Genomic DNA, 14,961 nt, shown 5'->3' with positions numbered 1-14,961 from the left:
AACGGCTGGCGGTTTATTTGGAGAGCAAGGTTATGTTTCGGTAAACCAAAACTACCTTGCTTTGCTCACCGCAAAGAAAATTTCTCCCGTTGGTCGCAATTTTTAAGACACCATTCAAACGTAAAAAACCATGACGAGTATTAAGGACAAGCCGGGGGGACGTCCGGCAAAGAAACGGATAGAGAAGCAGCAACGGGTTGTCAGTACGAAACTGACCGAGTTGCAGTATTACGCCATCAGGAAGCGAGCCGGGGAAGCCGGGTTGCGTGTCAGTGAGTATGTAAGGCAGGCGGTTGTTTCGGCAGAGGTCATACCCCGGATGAACAGGCAGGATGCGGACACCATCCGCAAACTGGCAGGGGAAGCCAACAACATCAACCAGTTGGCGCACCGGGCGAATGCCGGAGGTTTCGCACTGGTGGCGGTGGAACTGGTGAAGCTCAAAAACAGGATTATTGGAATCATAAACCATTTGTCGGATGATTGGAAAAATAAAAAAGGGAAGCGGTTTTAAGGGCTGTGTGAACTATGTGCTCGGCAAGGAGCAGGCGGTTTTGCTTCATGCGGACGGGGTTCTGACTGAAAGCCGGGGTGATATAATCCGCAGCTTCTGTATGCAGACCGGGATGAATCCCGATTTGAAGAAGCCTGTCGGACATATTGCGTTAAGTTATTCGACAGTGGATGCGCCCAAATTGACAGACGGGAAGATGGTACAGCTTGCGCAGGAGTATATGCGTGAAATGAAAATCACCGATACGCAGTATATCATCGTGCGTCATCAAGACCGGGAACATCCGCACGTGCATATCGTGTTCAACCGCATAGACAATAACGGCAAGACCATTTCGGACAGGAACGATATGTACCGTAACGAACAGGTATGCAAGAAGCTGAAAGCCAAACACGGGCTTTATTTCGCTGGTGGAAAAGAACAGGTAAAGCAGCACCGACTGAAAGAGCCGGACAAGTCGAAATACGAGATTTACACGGCTGTGAAGAACGAAATCGGCAAATCCCGTAACTGGCAGCAGTTACAGGAGCGGTTAGCAGAAAAGGGTATTACCGTCCGGTTCAAACGAAAGGGACAGACCGACGAGATACAGGGCATATCCTTTTCCAAAGGTGAATACACGTTCAAGGGTTCGGAGATAGACCGGAGTTTCAGTTTTTCCAAACTGGACAAATGTTTCGGGTATGCAGGAATGAATGTTGCCGGAAGCCAACGGCAAATAACTTTCGCGCCCGTTCGGGAACAAGCACCTGTACCGGGCAAGGCTGACAGTCCGTTGATAACTGGTTCGCTCGGTCTGTTTTCCGCTTCTTCTCCCCCAGTGGATGAAGAACCTAATTTTAATTTGAGAAAGAAGAAGAAAAAACGACTTAAACTGTAAAGACATGGAAGACTATTTGATTTTAGAGGGGCTTCTCTCTATGGTTACGGAACTGAAAGGGAAGCAGGAAGCACAGGTAACGCCAGCCAGCCGGGAGGAAACTCTCGAACGGTTGGGAGCAATCGAGCAGGCATTATCGGAACTCCACAGTAGCCCGGCTGTTCCCGAAAAGGAATTGCAGGCTATCCAAAGCCAACTTGCCGACATAAGGAATGCGGAACAGGAGCAGCAGCAATCCATCGGAGAAGTGAGGAAATTTGTAACGGCTACCTACCGTTGTCTGAAAGAAATGCTGGATGCGTTGGATTCTTACCGTAAGGAGCGCACAACTGAAAAAGCGGAAACCGAACCTGCATCGTTGTCCCGGAGGATAAGCGGTTTGTTACATCCGAAACTTTTTGTTTTTTTGGCAGGGCTGGTTGTCTGTTTCGTTTCTTTGTTCCTGAATGTCCGTTTGGCTGGACGAATGCAGCAGTTGCAGGACAACGATATGAAATACCGCTACATTCTGATGAAAGGGGAAGCGGACGGGGGCTGCCTTGATTTGCTGGAAACGAATTTTAGTAGGGAACGGGATAACGCTTTCATCCAAAACCTGACTGATTCGGTGACGGATTTTGAATTCCGCAGCAGGAAGCAGGCGGAAGCGTTGGAACGTGCAAGGCTGCTCAATGAACAAGCCGAGCGGTTGAAAAAGGAAGCCAACCGACTGGGTAAGCCATAAACCGGGAAAACAAAGGATACAAACTGTAAATGTTAAAGCCCGCACAATATGTGGAGAAAAGTGCAGTGCATCTTCGTGGTGTACTGCACTTTTTCTATATTTGTGGATAGTCTAATTTGAAAAGCAAAAATCCCCAATCCGCTGGATTGTTTGGATGATGATTAGGCAATGATTTAATAGTGAATAGGAACTGCACCTGAGGGGGAGGCGTTTGCTAAAGTAAATATGCTTGACAGATACTATTATAAAGACATTAGCAACAATCAAATCATTATCGTTATTATGGACATCTAAAGTAAAAAAGATATTCCTATAATGATTAAAGCAATAGATGCAAATATGTATCTATTGCTTTTTGTAGAAAACATTGCTCCTATACAAGAGATAGATACAGCAAATTGCATACATTTTAAACTTAACTCTGTAGTCTTAAATATACACATAGACAAAAAAGATAATGCCAAAACAAATAGTATAGCATTCAATATATACTTCAGTTTCATATTACTTTGATTTACATTGACCTTATTAGCAGTAGCATATAAATTGTCATCCTATCCCAATAACCAATCCTATGTAAGAGAACAAGGTGAATCTCTTTTCCTTGTATTTCAGCCCATAGACCAGCTCGATAATAGCACATAAAGGAATATTAGATGAATCTGCATTTTCCCCTTTGTTTACAAGGTATTTATATGTTCTTTCATCCTTTCTTTGTTCAATTTGCGAATCTCACGGTTCTCTTTGTTCTGTTATAGCATACATTTATGCAACTTAATGTTCCATGATTCAGTTTAATCTATTTTCTCTAATTCAATCGTAGCTACTTTCTCTTTATCTGGACTAATTTCATTCTGTATAATGGTTATATGTTTTTGGGTATAGCTTTTGATAATCCAAGGGGCTCCACCCAAATATAAAGCATTGCTATTAAATGTGATATATTTCCCTTCTATTGTATAAGTAATATCAATTTCATCGTAACCTTCCCAATTTACTTTCCCTTTCTGAGTATCTACAAATTGCATACCGACCCCCATATTTTGTACTGTCCAAGCCTCACAATGCCCTGTTCCACGCCATGAAGTTTGATAAAGTGCTTCGGGGGTTAATTCATTTGTCTGTTCATTATCATCATCGCAGTTTATAAAACAGAATGTACAGAGGAATAGCATAAGTATTCCAAGAATTTCTTTTGTTTTCATATTCTCTTTTTTATTTTTTGTTTAACTCATTCAATCTTTATTTTGTTTCTTCGTTGAACCAACCAAAGATAAGACAAAGATAAAAAGAAGAATCCTTTGGCAGATTAAGATACTCTTGGAATATTGTTATGAATGTAAATTTCTAAACCTATGTTTATTTTTTGTTGTCAAGACTTTGCTTGCGTCTGATTCGGCTCATGTGTACGGGTGTAATTTTAAGGTAGGATGCTATTTCTTTTAGTGATACCATTTGAAGGATTGCAGGGCATTTTTTTAAAAGTTGGAGGTAACGCTCTTCCGGTGTGAATCTGAATAAATCCAAATAACGTGAATATGATTGGAAAAACATCTGTTCGGCTGCGATACGGGCTATCCGTTGGCTTTCTTTGTTCTCCTCGAATTTTTGCTGTAAGAATGCAGAAGAACAGATGTAAATCTCGCACGGGATTATTGCCTGTATATTCAATTCTGATTTCATGCCATATAAGCAAGTGGGGTAATCGCCTATAAATTCATTTGGAAAGGAAAAACCGACATTATACGGCTTGTTTTCTGTCCGGTTGGTACAACTGTATTTGACTACACCTGACAAGATAAACCCGAAGAAAGAACATGCATCATCTTCATGGAGAATAAACTCATTCTTTTTATAATGTCGTAACTCTCCATGTTTTAGACACAATTCTTTAAAAAAATCTATGTCTATATTGCTCATATATGAATTAAATTCAGTCATCATTTACTTGTCATTGGTGCAAATGTATAAAAAATGCCTGAAATATGCTTGATAGTACTTAACTACATTGTTTAAATATTCAAAAAAGTATGTAACATAACATGTTTGTTATATTTTTAAGTTCAAAGGTTTAGTACGTTTCTTTGTCTGTATATCCAAAACGAACTAAACTTATTTAGACAGCAAATTATATATGCTGGCGAAAAAAGAAAAACAGAGTTTCTTTCTCTTTTTGCCAGTATCATGTCTATTTTTCACTGAAAAACGAGAGAAAACAGATATAAAAACATCTCCTACCACATTTACCCCTTAACAACAAATATCCTTTTCTGTTTTCTTATAATCACTCTATTTGTATGCAAATTGTATGCTTTAAAAATATTAATATCGATGTGTTTTATACTATAATTAACTGATATTCAGTATTAAATAAATAAATGTTGGTACGGATTAATCACCACGAACCGCAACAAGTTCGTGCTGGGTCCTTCGGGCAGCGGCAAGTCTTTCTTCATGAACCACCTCGTGCGCCAATATTATGAGCAAGGCGCACATGTGGTATTGGTGGACACGGGAAACTCCTATCAGGGCTTGTGCGGCATGATCCGACGCAAGACAGGCGGAGCGGACGGTGTGTATTTCACCTACACGGAAGATAAGCCCATCAGCTTCAACCCGTTCTACACCGACGATTACATCTTCGACGTGGAGAAGAAGGACAGCATCAAGACCCTGTTGCTGACGCTCTGGAAGTCGGAGGACGACAAGGTGACAAAGACGGAGAGCGGCGAGCTGGGCAGTGCCGTGAGTGCCTATATTGAGCGCATCCAATCCGACCGTAGCATCGTGCCGTCGTTCAACACCTTCTACGAGTATATGCGTGACGACTACCGCAAGGAACTGGCACAGCGTGACATCAAGGTGGAGAAGTCCGACTTCAACATCGACAACATGCTCACCACCATGCGGCAGTATTACCGGGGCGGGCGTTACGATTTCCTGCTCAACTCCACGGAGAACATCGACCTGCTCGGCAAGCGGTTCATCGTCTTCGAGATAGATTCGATTAAAGAAAACCGCGAACTGTTCCCCGTCGTGACCATCATCATCATGGAAGCCTTCATCAACAAGATGCGGCGGCTGAAAGGCGTGCGGAAACAGCTTATCGTGGAAGAGGCTTGGAAGGCCCTCTCATCGGCGAACATGGCTGAATATCTGCGCTATATGTATAAGACGGTCAGAAAATATTACGGCGAGGCAATCGTGGTGACGCAGGAGGTGGACGACATTATCAGTTCTCCGGTGGTCAAAGAGAGCATTATCAACAACTCGGATTGTAAAATCCTGCTTGACCAAAGGAAATATATGAACAAGTTCGACCAGATACAGGCGTTGCTCGGACTGACGGAAAAGGAGAAGTCGCAGATACTCTCCATCAACATGGCGAACAACCCTTCACGGCTCTACAAGGAGGTGTGGATAGGCTTGGGCGGCACGCAGTCGGCGGTCTATGCCACGGAGGTCAGCGCGGAAGAGTATCTGGCGTACACCACCGAGGAAACGGAAAAAGTGGAGGTTTACCGTCTGGCGGAGAAGCTGGGCGACGACATCGAAGCCGCCATCCGGCAGCTTGCCGAAAGGCGGAGAAACAAGGAATAACTAAAAAACAGAATGTATCAACCAAAAAAGAAAAACGCGTATGAATTTACCAAAAGTGAAAATGCTGCAAGTCAGCAAGTGCCTTATCGGATTGGCGGTCATGATGCTGCAATCCTGCGACGTGGCCGACAACCGCCGCGACATGCTGTGCGGGAACTGGGAGAGCGTGGAGGGAAAACCTGACGTGCTTATCTACAAGGAGGGCGAAGCCTACAAAGTGACGGTGTTCCGTCGTAGCGGTCTGCGCCGCAAGCTCAAGCCGGAAACCTATCTCTTGCAGGAGGAGAACGGCAACCTGTTCATGAACACCGGCTTCCGCATCGACGTGTCCTACAACGAGGCCACGGATGTGCTGACTTTCTCGCCAAACGGGGACTATGTGCGGGTGAAGCCGCAGCCGGGACATCCGACCGAAGAATAACAACCACTAAAATCCAAAGTAACATGAGAACAAGAATAACAATGATTATCTGCCTGTGCCTGCTTTTCGCGGGCAGGGCAAGCGCACAGTGGGTCGTAAGCGATCCGGGCAATCTAGCGCAGGGCATCATCAATGCCTCCAAAAACATCATCCATACCTCCAAGACCGCCACGAACATGGTGAGCAACTTTCAGGAGACGGTGAAAATCTATCAGCAGGGCAAGAAGTATTACGATGCCCTCAAATCGGTGAACAATCTGGTCAAGGACGCCCGCAAGGTGCAGCAGACCATCCTGATGGTGGGCGACATCACAGACATCTATGTGAACAGTTTCCAACGGATGCTCCGTGACGGGAATTTCAGACCCGAAGAGCTTTCCGCAATCGCTTTCGGCTACACGAAACTGCTGGAGGAAAGCAACGAAGTGTTGACGGAACTCAGGAACGTGGTGAACATCACCACGCTCTCCATGACCGACAAGGAGCGCATGGACGTGGTGGAACGCTGCCACTCGAAGATGAAGCGTTACCGCAACCTCGTGAGCTACTACACGAACAAGAACATCTCCGTGAGTTACCTGCGTGCGAAAAAGAAGAACGACCTCGACCGCATCATGGGGCTGTACGGGAACATGAACGAAAGATACTGGTAGCCTATGAAGTTCGACAACCTTCATCAGATTTTACGTTCACTTTATGAGCAGATGATGCCGCTGTGTGGGGACATGGCTGGTGTGGCGAAAGGCATCGCCGGGCTGGGTGCGCTGTTCTACGTCGCCTACCGGGTATGGCAGTCGCTGGCGAGAGCTGAACCGATAGACGTATTCCCGATGCTCCGTCCTTTTGCCATCGGTCTGTGCATCATGTTCTTCCCGACTGTGGTGCTGGGCACGATAAACAGCATCCTCTCACCCGTCGTACAGGGCACGGCAAAGATGCTGGAGGCGGAAACGCTGGACATGAACCGATACCGGGAGCAGAAGGACAAACTGGAATACGAGGCGATGGTACGCAACCCCGAAACCGCCTACCTCGTGTCCAACGAGGAATTTGACAAGCAACTGGAGGAACTCGGCTGGTCGCCCTCCGACATGGTGACGATGGCGGGAATGTATATCGACCGGGGAATGTACAACATGAAGAAGAGCATCCGCGACTTCTTCCGCGAGATACTCGAACTGCTGTTCCAAGCCGCCGCCCTCGTGATAGACACCGTCCGCACCTTCTTTCTCGTGGTGCTGGCGATTCTCGGTCCGATAGCCTTCGCCCTGTCGGTATGGGACGGTTTCCAAAACACGCTCACGCAGTGGATATGCCGCTATATACAGGTCTATCTGTGGCTACCGGTATCGGACATGTTCAGCACCATACTGGCGAAGATACAGGTTCTGATGCTGCAAAACGACATCGAGCGGATGCAGGCAGACCCGAACTTCTCGCTGGATTCGAGCGACGGGGTGTATATCGTATTCCTCTGCATCGGCATCATCGGCTACTTTACCATTCCCACCGTTGCGGGCTGGATTATCCAAGCCGGAGGCATGGGCGGTTACGGTCGCAACGTGAACCAGATGGCGGGACGAGCCGGAAGCATGGCGGGCAGCGTGGCGGGTGCAGCCGCAGGAAACGCAGTCGGACGTGTCGGCAAATTGCTGAAATAATCAATGTGCAATCATAAATTGGAAAATATAAATGGAATTCAAATCACTTAGAAACATCGAATCGTCGTTCAGGCAGATACGCCTGTTCGGTATCGTCTTCCTCTCGCTGTGCGCCGTGGTGACGGTGTGGAGCGTGTGGAACTCCTACCGTTTCGCAGAGAAGCAACGGGAGAAAATCTATGTGCTGGACAACGGCAAGAGCCTGATGCTCGCCTTGTCTCAGGATTTGTCGCAGAACCGCCCGGCGGAGGCACGGGAACATGTGCGCCGTTTCCACGAGATGTTCTTCACGCTATCACCTGAAAAAAGCGCGATTGAACACAACGTGAAACGTGCCTTGCTGCTGGCGGACAAGAGCGTGTACCACTATTATTCGGACTTCGCGGAGAAGGGGTACTACAACCGCATCATCGCCGGGAACATCAACCAAGTGCTGAAGGTGGACAGCGTGGTGTGCGACTTCAACGCCTATCCCTACCGTGCCGTGACCTACGCCACACAGAAAATCATCCGGCAGAGCAACGTCACCGAGCGCAGCCTCGTGACCACCTGCCGCCTGCTGAACGCATCGCGGTCGGATGACAACCCGAACGGTTTTACCATCGAGGGTTTCACCATCATTGAGAACAAGGATTTACAGACTATCAAACGGTAACAGGACATGAAAAGTATCAGAAAATCAATGTGGGGCATGTATTGGAAACTCCACGACAAACGGAAACGCTTGGCGGCAAGTCTCAAAGGGTATCTGGACGGCTTGCCGCCGGAAACACGCCGCCGCATCGTGCTGGGGATGTTCGCCGCCTTCGCGGTGCTTGCCCTTTACACCTTCGGCAGAGCCGTCTATGACATCGGCAGGAACGACGGCTCACATATGGAAACGGGACACGCCGGACGGGTGGAACTGCCGACCCCGGCGGAAACAGGCAATCACTTAACACCTTATTTATATGGAACAGACAAAGAATGAACCGACGAAAGAGAACAAAGCTGCTCCCGAAACGGGGAAACCGAAAAAGGAGCGCGAACCGCTGACAGAGGCGCAACGGCTGAAACGGCAGAAGATGATCGTGCTGCCCGCTATGGTGTTGGTGTTCATCGGGGCGATGTGGCTGATATTCGCCCCGTCCTCCGGCAAGGAGCAACCGCCGGGAACGGACGGATACAACACCGAGATGCCCGACGCTGACAAGGCGAACCGGCAGATTATCGGCGACAAGCTGAAAGCCTACGAGCATGGGGAGATGGAAGAGCGTCAGGAGAGCCGCAACCGTGCCATCGGGCAGCTGGGCGACATGTTCGACCGCGAGATAGCGGGAACGGAGAACGGAGTGGACTTCGACCTCGCCAATCCGGGCGGCAAGGAAGAAAGGGCAAAGCCAGCCACGCCGCAGACCATCCAGTCCTCCGCAGCCGCCTACCGTGACCTGAACGCCACGCTCGGAAACTTCTACGACCAGCCGAAAAACGACAATGCGGAGATGGACGAATTGTTGGAGCGCATCGCATCGCTGGAGTCGGAACTGGAAAGCGAGAGGGGCAAGGCTTCCTCTATGGACGAGCAGGTGGCTCTTATGGAGAAGTCCTACGAGCTGGCGGCAAAGTACATGGGCGGTCAGAACGGAGGACAGCCATCGGCGGAACAGAGGGCAGAGCCAACTACCGTGCAGAAAGGGAAGAAGAACAAGGCAATGCCTATCAGACAGGTGGAGCATCAAGTAGTTTCTTCACTCTCACAGCCTATGAGTAACGCGGAGTTTGTCGCCGCCTTATCGCAGGAACGCAACCGGGGTTTCAACACGGCTGTCGGCACGGCGGAGGTATTGGACAGGAACACCATACCGGCGTGCGTGCATGGGGCGCAGAGCGTGACGGACGGGCAGACGGTAAGGCTGCGCCTGCTGGAGCCTATGGCGGTGGCAGGCAGGACAATACCCCGGGGTGCGGTGGTGGTCGGCACGGGCAAGATACAGGGTGAGCGGCTCGACATCGAGATTACCTCGCTGGAATACGACGGCACGATTATCCCCGTGGAGCTTGCGGTCTATGACACGGACGGACAGCCCGGCATCTTCATCCCGAACTCGATGGAGATGAACGCCGTCCGGGAGGTCGCCGCCAACATGGGCGGCTCGCTGGGAAGCAGCATCAACATCTCCACCAATGCCGGGGCGCAGCTCGCCTCCGACTTGGGCAAGGGGCTGATACAAGGCACGAGCCAGTACATCGCCAAAAAGATGCGAACCGTCAAGGTGCATCTGAAAGCCGGGTACAGGGTCATGCTTTACCAAGAAAAATATTGAAAACAATAAAAATTACCACTAAAATCCAAAAGTAATGAGAAAAGTAATCATCATGTTTGCCCTCGCTATGGGCATCATAACTGCCAACGCGCAGGAGAATGTAACCGTTGAAACGACCAACGGAAGTGAACAACCGACCTTGACGAAGGAGGTCTATCCGCAGAAGGAGGCGGACGGCGACCTATATCACGGGCTGTCACGCAAGCTGACCTTCGACCGCATGATACCGCCGCACGGTCTGGAAGTGACCTACGACAAGACCGTCCACGTCATTTTTCCGGCGGAGGTGCGCTATGTCGATTTAGGCTCGCCCGACCTGATTGCCGGGAAAGCCGACGGAGCGGAGAACATCATCCGTGTGAAGGCTACCGTAAGGAATTTTCCCAACGAAACGAATATGTCCGTCATCACGGAGGACGGCAGTTTCTACACCTTCAACGTGAAGTACGCCGCCGAACCGCTGTTGCTCAACGTGGAGATGTGCGACTTCATCCATGACGGCAGCACGGTGAACCGCCCGAACAACGCGCAGGAAATCTATCTGAAAGAGCTGGGCAGCGAAAGCCCGATGCTGGTGCGCCTTATCATGAAGTCCATCCACAAACAGAACAAGCGCGAGGTGAAGCATATCGGCTGCAAGCGTTTCGGCATCCAATACCTGTTGAAAGGCATCTACACGCACAACGGCTTGCTTTATTTCCACACGGAGATAAAGAACCAGAGCAACGTGCCTTTCGATGTGGACTACATCACTTGGAAAATCGTGGACAAGAAGGTTGCGAAGCGTACTGCCGTGCAGGAGCAGATTATTCTGCCGCTCCGCGCGCAGAACTACGCCACCCTCGTGCCGGGCAAAAAGAGCGAGCGCACGGTCTTCACGATGGCGAAGTTCACCATCCCCGATGACAAGTGCCTCGTGGTGGAATTGAACGAGAAGAACGGCGGCCGTCACCAGTCCTTCGTGATTGAGAACGAGGATTTGGTACGCGCGGGTACCATCAACGAACTTCAAGTACGCTGACCATGAGAAAGTACATCGCAATAATCATCGCGTCGCTTGCCCTTTTTACAGGGCAGGCGCACGCCCAGCGGTGTCTGCCGAAGATGCAGGGCATCGAGGTGAGGGCGGACATGGCGGACGGCTTCAATCTCGGCGGCAAGGACGGCGGGTACAGCTTCGGGGCGGCTCTCTCCACCTACACGAAGAAGGGGAACAAGTGGGTGTTCGGTGGCGAATACCTGTTGAAGAACAATCCCTACAAGGACACCAAGATACCCGTGGCGCAGTTCACGGCGGAGGGCGGCTATTACTTCAAGATACTGTCGGACGCCCGAAAGATTGTTTTCGTCTATGCCGGGGCTTCGGCTCTCGCCGGATATGAGGCGGTAAATTGGGGGAAGAAGGTGCTGCATGACGGCTCCACGCTGCACGACCGGGACGCCTTCATCTACGGCGGTGCGCTGACGCTCGATGTGGAGTGTTACGTGGCAGACCGTATCGCCCTGCTTGCCAACCTGCGGGAGCGTTGCCTTTGGGGTGGCGACACACGGAAGTTCCACACGCAGTTCGGGGTCGGTATCAAGTTCATCATCAACTGACACGGGCATGGAAAGGACGGAAATAGATGCTGTCAGAAGGATGCCGCTTGCGGATTTTCTCGCACGGCTGGGGCATGAGCCTGTCAGAAGGAGCGGTAACGAGCTGTGGTATCTTGCCCCGTACAGGGGCGAGCGCACATCCTCTTTCCGTGTGAACGTGGCGAAACAGCTCTGGTACGACTTCGGTTTGGGCAAGGGCGGCGACATCTTCACGCTTGCCGGGGAGTTTCTGCAAAGCGATGACTTCATGAAGCAAGCGAAGTTCATAGCGGAAGCCGCCAATATGACGGTTGCCGGATGGGAAAAGCCCGTCTATCTCTCGAAGCCGACCGAATCCGTTTTTGAGGATGTGGAGGTCGCTCCGCTGCTCCGCTCACTGCTGACGGAGTATTTAGAGGAACGGGGCATCCCTTACGCCATCGCATCCCGTCACTGCTGCCGCTTGAACTACGGTGTGCGTGGGAAACGGTATTTTGCCGTTGGCTTTCCGAACATGGCAGGTGGCTATGAAGTCAGAAGCCGATATTTCAAGGGTTGCATACCTCCGAAGTCTGTATCACTGGTAAAGGCGAATGACATCCCGGCTGACGAGTGCCTCGTGTTCGAGGGCTTCATGGACTTTCTCTCTGCCGTGACGCTTGGTGTAACCGGTAACGCTGACTGTCTTGTGCTGAACTCAGTCGCCAACGTGGAGAAGGCGGCGGGATTGCTGGACGGATACGGGCGCATCGGCTGCTTCCTCGACCGTGACGAAGCCGGACGGCGGACGCTTGCCGCACTTACCATGCGATACGGGGAACGTGTCACCGACCGTTCCTCCCTCTATGACGGTTGCAAGGACTTGAACGAGTACCTGCAACTGACAACGAAAAAACAGAAAAACAACCATCTAAAAATCGAAGAACAATGAACATACTGAACAACAGAAACAAGAGAACATCAATATTCAAGGCAGTGGCGTTATGCCTGATAGCCGCCATGTCATTCACCCTCGTGTCATGTGACGATGACATGGACATCCAGCAGTCCTATCCCTTCACGGTGGAGGTCATGCCCGTGCCGAACAAGGTAGTAAAGGGGCAGACAGTGGAAATCCGCTGTGAACTGAAAAAGGAGGGCGACTTTTCGGGTACGCTCTATACCATCCGCTATTTCCAGTTCGAGGGGGAAGGCTCGCTCAAAATGGATAACGGCATCACCTTCCTGCCTAACGACCGCTACCTGCTGGAGAACGAAAAATTCCGCCTGTACTACACGGCGGCGGGTGATGAGGCGCATAATTTCATCGTGGTGGTGGAGGATAACTTTAGCAACTCCTACGAACTGGAATTTGACTTCAACAACAGGAATGTAAAGGACGACGATCTTACCATCGTTCCCATCGGCAACTTCAGCCCCTTGTTGAAATGATGCGTGTATTCATGACAATGCTCTGTTCACTTCTGACGGTCTGTTCTGTGTCCGCGCAGATCAGCCGCCAAGAGGGAACGGACGGGCAGGCGGCAATCTACCGACTGCCGCTTATGGAACGTGCTTTTTTATGCTGCCGCTACTTTGAAGGCTGGCACTCAGAAAAACACTACCCATACGTCGGTTGGGGTCACAAACTTTTGCCAAACGAGAAGTATTCGGCACGAACCATGACAAAACGGGATGCGGATGAACTTTTGCGGAAAGACCTGCGCAAATTTGTCGCCATGTTCCGTAAATTCGGGGTTGATTCGATTTTGCTTGGCACGTTAGCTTACAATGTGGGACCGGCGAAGCTGTTAGGCAGCAAAACAATCCCCAAAAGCACCTTAATCAAGAAGCTGGAAGCTGGTGACAGGAACATCTACCGTGAGTATATAGCCTTCTGCAACTACAAAGGAAAACGCCACGCCATGCTGCTCAAACGGAGAAAGGCGGAGTTTGCGCTGTTGTATATCCCATAAAAGGACTGACAAAACTGGCAAAAGACGTGCCATATTTAACTTGGCACGTCTTTTGCTCTATCACTTGATAGATTATCGTAGGATTTTCTCGTTAATTGACATCGTTGAGCCATTTTTGCCTATCGGTTTCCAAATAACACTTCAAGTTGTAAGTGTTGTGAGAGCAATACAAAACATAGTTATTAACCATAAAAAGTATAGCGAAATTATGAAGAAAGTATTTAGGAAAATTCAGAAAGGAACAACAAAAATGATTGAACGTATCAAATCGTTGGGGGAAATGGAGACGAAGCAGAAATGTGTAGTTCAACGGTTCGAGATTATCATTCCCCTCCACCAAAAAATAACGACCCAATATATAGCCTCCGCAAGTTTTACTTGCGGATTTTTTAGTTATCGCAGATTGGACAAAGGTTTCTTTGCTACTTTCTTTGTCCGCCATCATGCTCACTGAAAGAAAGTAGGGCGGCTCTCGCCGCCCCGCCACTCAAAAGCGTGTGTAAAGTCCCGTCACCATCGTGAACATTTCCTCCAGCATATCAAAATAGATACCCTCGTGTACGGCAATGTCCTTTGTCTTGCACTCAAAGGTCTTTTTGCTGAACGTCCTGCGGTAGAAGCGCATATTGTAGAGGTCTGCCCCTTCGTCATAGATGATGTCAAGGCGGTTGGCACTTGTTTTGTTCCTTGCAAGGCTCATCCGTAAGCCGTTGCCCATATCTATGAAATCACGGCTACCTGTCATGGCGGTGAAGCGTTTTCCGCCTATCTGCTGTAATATCGTCTTGGCTATCATATCTTTTGTTTTTAGGGTTTTAAGTATTGGCGGTGCGGACACCGCCATCCCGTTCAAAATTCTCGCATTTCGGAAATGGGGGTCTGCCGTTGTAGCCACTCTTTCACACATTCCATATTGTACTCGCTCGTGATGACTGCCGTATGGCTGTCGGTGGCGGTGAAACGTGTGCTTTCGTAATCATCTATCCACCCCTTGAGGGTGTCCGTTCCCCACGCTCCGGTATCGTCAAAGATACCGTCCAATGCCGTGATAGGTTCGCTGAACTTGACTATCAGCGTTTGATAGGTCGTGTTCATAGTCTGTCCTCCTTTCCCTTCTTTGCGTTCAGCCACTTGTCCCGTGCGGCTCGGCACTCGTCCAACGTGGGTTTGACACAAGAGAACAATTCTCTGTCTATGGGGTGGCGGTAGTCGTACTGCACAAGTGTCCGCCTGCGTCTTCCGATACCCGATTGGAAACGCTCGTATTTCTCCGTACCTGCTTCCGCGCAGGTGCTTACTCCGTTGATGGTCATTCGTGTTGTCAT

At 49.6% G+C, this 14,961-nt stretch carries 20 protein-coding genes and 1 pseudogene; 16 read left to right on the top strand and 5 right to left on the bottom strand.

Annotation, left to right across the window (positions count from 1 at the left end; all coding sequences use genetic code 11):
* Positions 1-130 precede the first annotated feature (130 nt).
* The 3 genes from C1721_RS11360 to C1721_RS11350 are packed head-to-tail and all read left to right on the top strand — an operon-like array spanning position 131 to position 2,118.
* On the top strand, positions 131-514 hold the full coding sequence (locus C1721_RS11360; RefSeq protein ID WP_102408424.1) for a MobC family plasmid mobilization relaxosome protein: 384 nt from the start codon (positions 131-133) through the stop codon (positions 512-514).
* On the top strand, positions 480-1,394 hold the full coding sequence (locus tag C1721_RS11355) for a relaxase/mobilization nuclease domain-containing protein (RefSeq protein WP_008645850.1): 915 nt from the start codon (positions 480-482) through the stop codon (positions 1,392-1,394). Before C1721_RS11360 ends, C1721_RS11355 begins: the two co-directional genes overlap by 35 nt.
* 4 nt (positions 1,395-1,398) lie before the next feature.
* Entirely contained in the window at positions 1,399-2,118 is a 720-nt protein-coding gene (locus tag C1721_RS11350; protein ID WP_007656452.1) for a hypothetical protein, read from the top strand.
* A gap of 794 nt (positions 2,119-2,912) precedes the next feature.
* Here the strand turns inward: C1721_RS11350 and C1721_RS11335 are convergent.
* Positions 2,913-3,323, bottom strand: coding sequence for a hypothetical protein (locus C1721_RS11335; RefSeq protein ID WP_007656455.1), 411 nt, complete (start codon positions 3,321-3,323; stop codon positions 2,913-2,915).
* A 154-nt stretch (positions 3,324-3,477) separates the two neighbouring features.
* Positions 3,478-4,059, bottom strand: coding sequence for a Crp/Fnr family transcriptional regulator (locus tag C1721_RS11330; RefSeq protein ID WP_007656457.1), 582 nt, complete (start codon positions 4,057-4,059; stop codon positions 3,478-3,480).
* 453 nt (positions 4,060-4,512) lie between these two features.
* Between C1721_RS11330 and C1721_RS11325 the strand changes: the two are divergent.
* The 13 genes and pseudogenes from C1721_RS11325 to C1721_RS16485 form a co-directional block, all read left to right on the top strand.
* A pseudogene (locus C1721_RS11325) lies at positions 4,513-5,718 on the top strand (TraG family conjugative transposon ATPase); the annotation flags it as partial.
* A gap of 40 nt (positions 5,719-5,758) precedes the next feature.
* On the top strand, positions 5,759-6,139 hold the full coding sequence (locus C1721_RS11320; RefSeq protein ID WP_004291516.1) for a DUF3876 domain-containing protein: 381 nt from the start codon (positions 5,759-5,761) through the stop codon (positions 6,137-6,139).
* 23 nt (positions 6,140-6,162) lie between these two features.
* Positions 6,163-6,792 (top strand): DUF4141 domain-containing protein, encoded by a 630-nt coding sequence (locus tag C1721_RS11315; protein ID WP_004304283.1) that lies wholly within the window; start codon positions 6,163-6,165, stop codon positions 6,790-6,792.
* Between the two features lie 3 nt (positions 6,793-6,795).
* Entirely contained in the window at positions 6,796-7,800 is a 1,005-nt protein-coding gene (gene traJ, locus C1721_RS11310) for a conjugative transposon protein TraJ (RefSeq protein WP_004291518.1), read from the top strand.
* 31 nt (positions 7,801-7,831) lie between these two features.
* Positions 7,832-8,455, top strand: coding sequence for a conjugative transposon protein TraK (gene traK / locus C1721_RS11305; RefSeq protein WP_004291519.1), 624 nt, complete (start codon positions 7,832-7,834; stop codon positions 8,453-8,455).
* Between the two features lie 27 nt (positions 8,456-8,482).
* Positions 8,483-8,770 (top strand): TraL conjugative transposon family protein, encoded by a 288-nt coding sequence (locus tag C1721_RS16190; protein ID WP_018697145.1) that lies wholly within the window; start codon positions 8,483-8,485, stop codon positions 8,768-8,770.
* Positions 8,751-10,103, top strand: a complete 1,353-nt coding sequence (gene traM / locus C1721_RS11300; protein WP_004291521.1) for a conjugative transposon protein TraM — start codon at positions 8,751-8,753, stop codon at positions 10,101-10,103. The genes C1721_RS16190 and traM overlap by 20 nt, the downstream gene beginning before the upstream one ends.
* A 34-nt stretch (positions 10,104-10,137) precedes the next feature.
* Entirely contained in the window at positions 10,138-11,124 is a 987-nt protein-coding gene (traN, locus tag C1721_RS11295; protein ID WP_004291522.1) for a conjugative transposon protein TraN, read from the top strand.
* A 2-nt stretch (positions 11,125-11,126) separates the two neighbouring features.
* Positions 11,127-11,702, top strand: a complete 576-nt coding sequence (locus tag C1721_RS11290) for a conjugal transfer protein TraO (RefSeq protein WP_004291523.1) — start codon at positions 11,127-11,129, stop codon at positions 11,700-11,702.
* Between the two features lie 7 nt (positions 11,703-11,709).
* Complete coding sequence (locus C1721_RS11285; protein ID WP_004291524.1) at positions 11,710-12,612, top strand: toprim domain-containing protein; 903 nt, start codon at positions 11,710-11,712, stop codon at positions 12,610-12,612.
* Positions 12,609-13,112 (top strand): DUF3872 domain-containing protein, encoded by a 504-nt coding sequence (locus C1721_RS11280; protein ID WP_004291525.1) that lies wholly within the window; start codon positions 12,609-12,611, stop codon positions 13,110-13,112. The genes C1721_RS11285 and C1721_RS11280 overlap by 4 nt, the downstream gene beginning before the upstream one ends.
* The gene (locus tag C1721_RS11275; RefSeq protein WP_004291526.1) at positions 13,109-13,636 is read left to right on the top strand and encodes a glycoside hydrolase family protein; all 528 of its coding nucleotides are present in this window, start codon (positions 13,109-13,111) and stop codon (positions 13,634-13,636) included. The genes C1721_RS11280 and C1721_RS11275 overlap by 4 nt, the downstream gene beginning before the upstream one ends.
* A gap of 64 nt (positions 13,637-13,700) precedes the next feature.
* A complete protein-coding gene (locus C1721_RS16485; protein WP_004291527.1) occupies positions 13,701-14,090 on the top strand; it encodes a hypothetical protein in 390 nt (129 codons plus the stop codon).
* Between the two features lie 33 nt (positions 14,091-14,123).
* Here C1721_RS16485 and C1721_RS11265 read toward each other — a convergent pair whose 3' ends face one another.
* The 3 genes from C1721_RS11265 to C1721_RS11255 are packed head-to-tail and all read right to left on the bottom strand — an operon-like array spanning position 14,124 to position 14,961.
* On the bottom strand, positions 14,124-14,432 hold the full coding sequence (locus C1721_RS11265; protein ID WP_004304290.1) for a hypothetical protein: 309 nt from the start codon (positions 14,430-14,432) through the stop codon (positions 14,124-14,126).
* Between the two features lie 53 nt (positions 14,433-14,485).
* Positions 14,486-14,731, bottom strand: a complete 246-nt coding sequence (locus C1721_RS11260) for a DUF6956 domain-containing protein (RefSeq protein ID WP_004291529.1) — start codon at positions 14,729-14,731, stop codon at positions 14,486-14,488.
* Positions 14,728-14,961: a DUF3873 domain-containing protein gene (locus C1721_RS11255; RefSeq protein WP_004304291.1), complete on the bottom strand. Its 234-nt coding sequence runs from the start codon at positions 14,959-14,961 to the stop codon at positions 14,728-14,730. The genes C1721_RS11260 and C1721_RS11255 overlap by 4 nt, the downstream gene beginning before the upstream one ends.

It is taken from the genome of Parabacteroides bouchesdurhonensis (genome assembly GCF_900186615.1).
Classification (GTDB): domain Bacteria; phylum Bacteroidota; class Bacteroidia; order Bacteroidales; family Tannerellaceae; genus Parabacteroides; species Parabacteroides bouchesdurhonensis.
The sequence above is the reverse complement of the archived record's forward strand: the minus strand, read 5'-3'. Positions and strand labels throughout refer to the sequence as shown.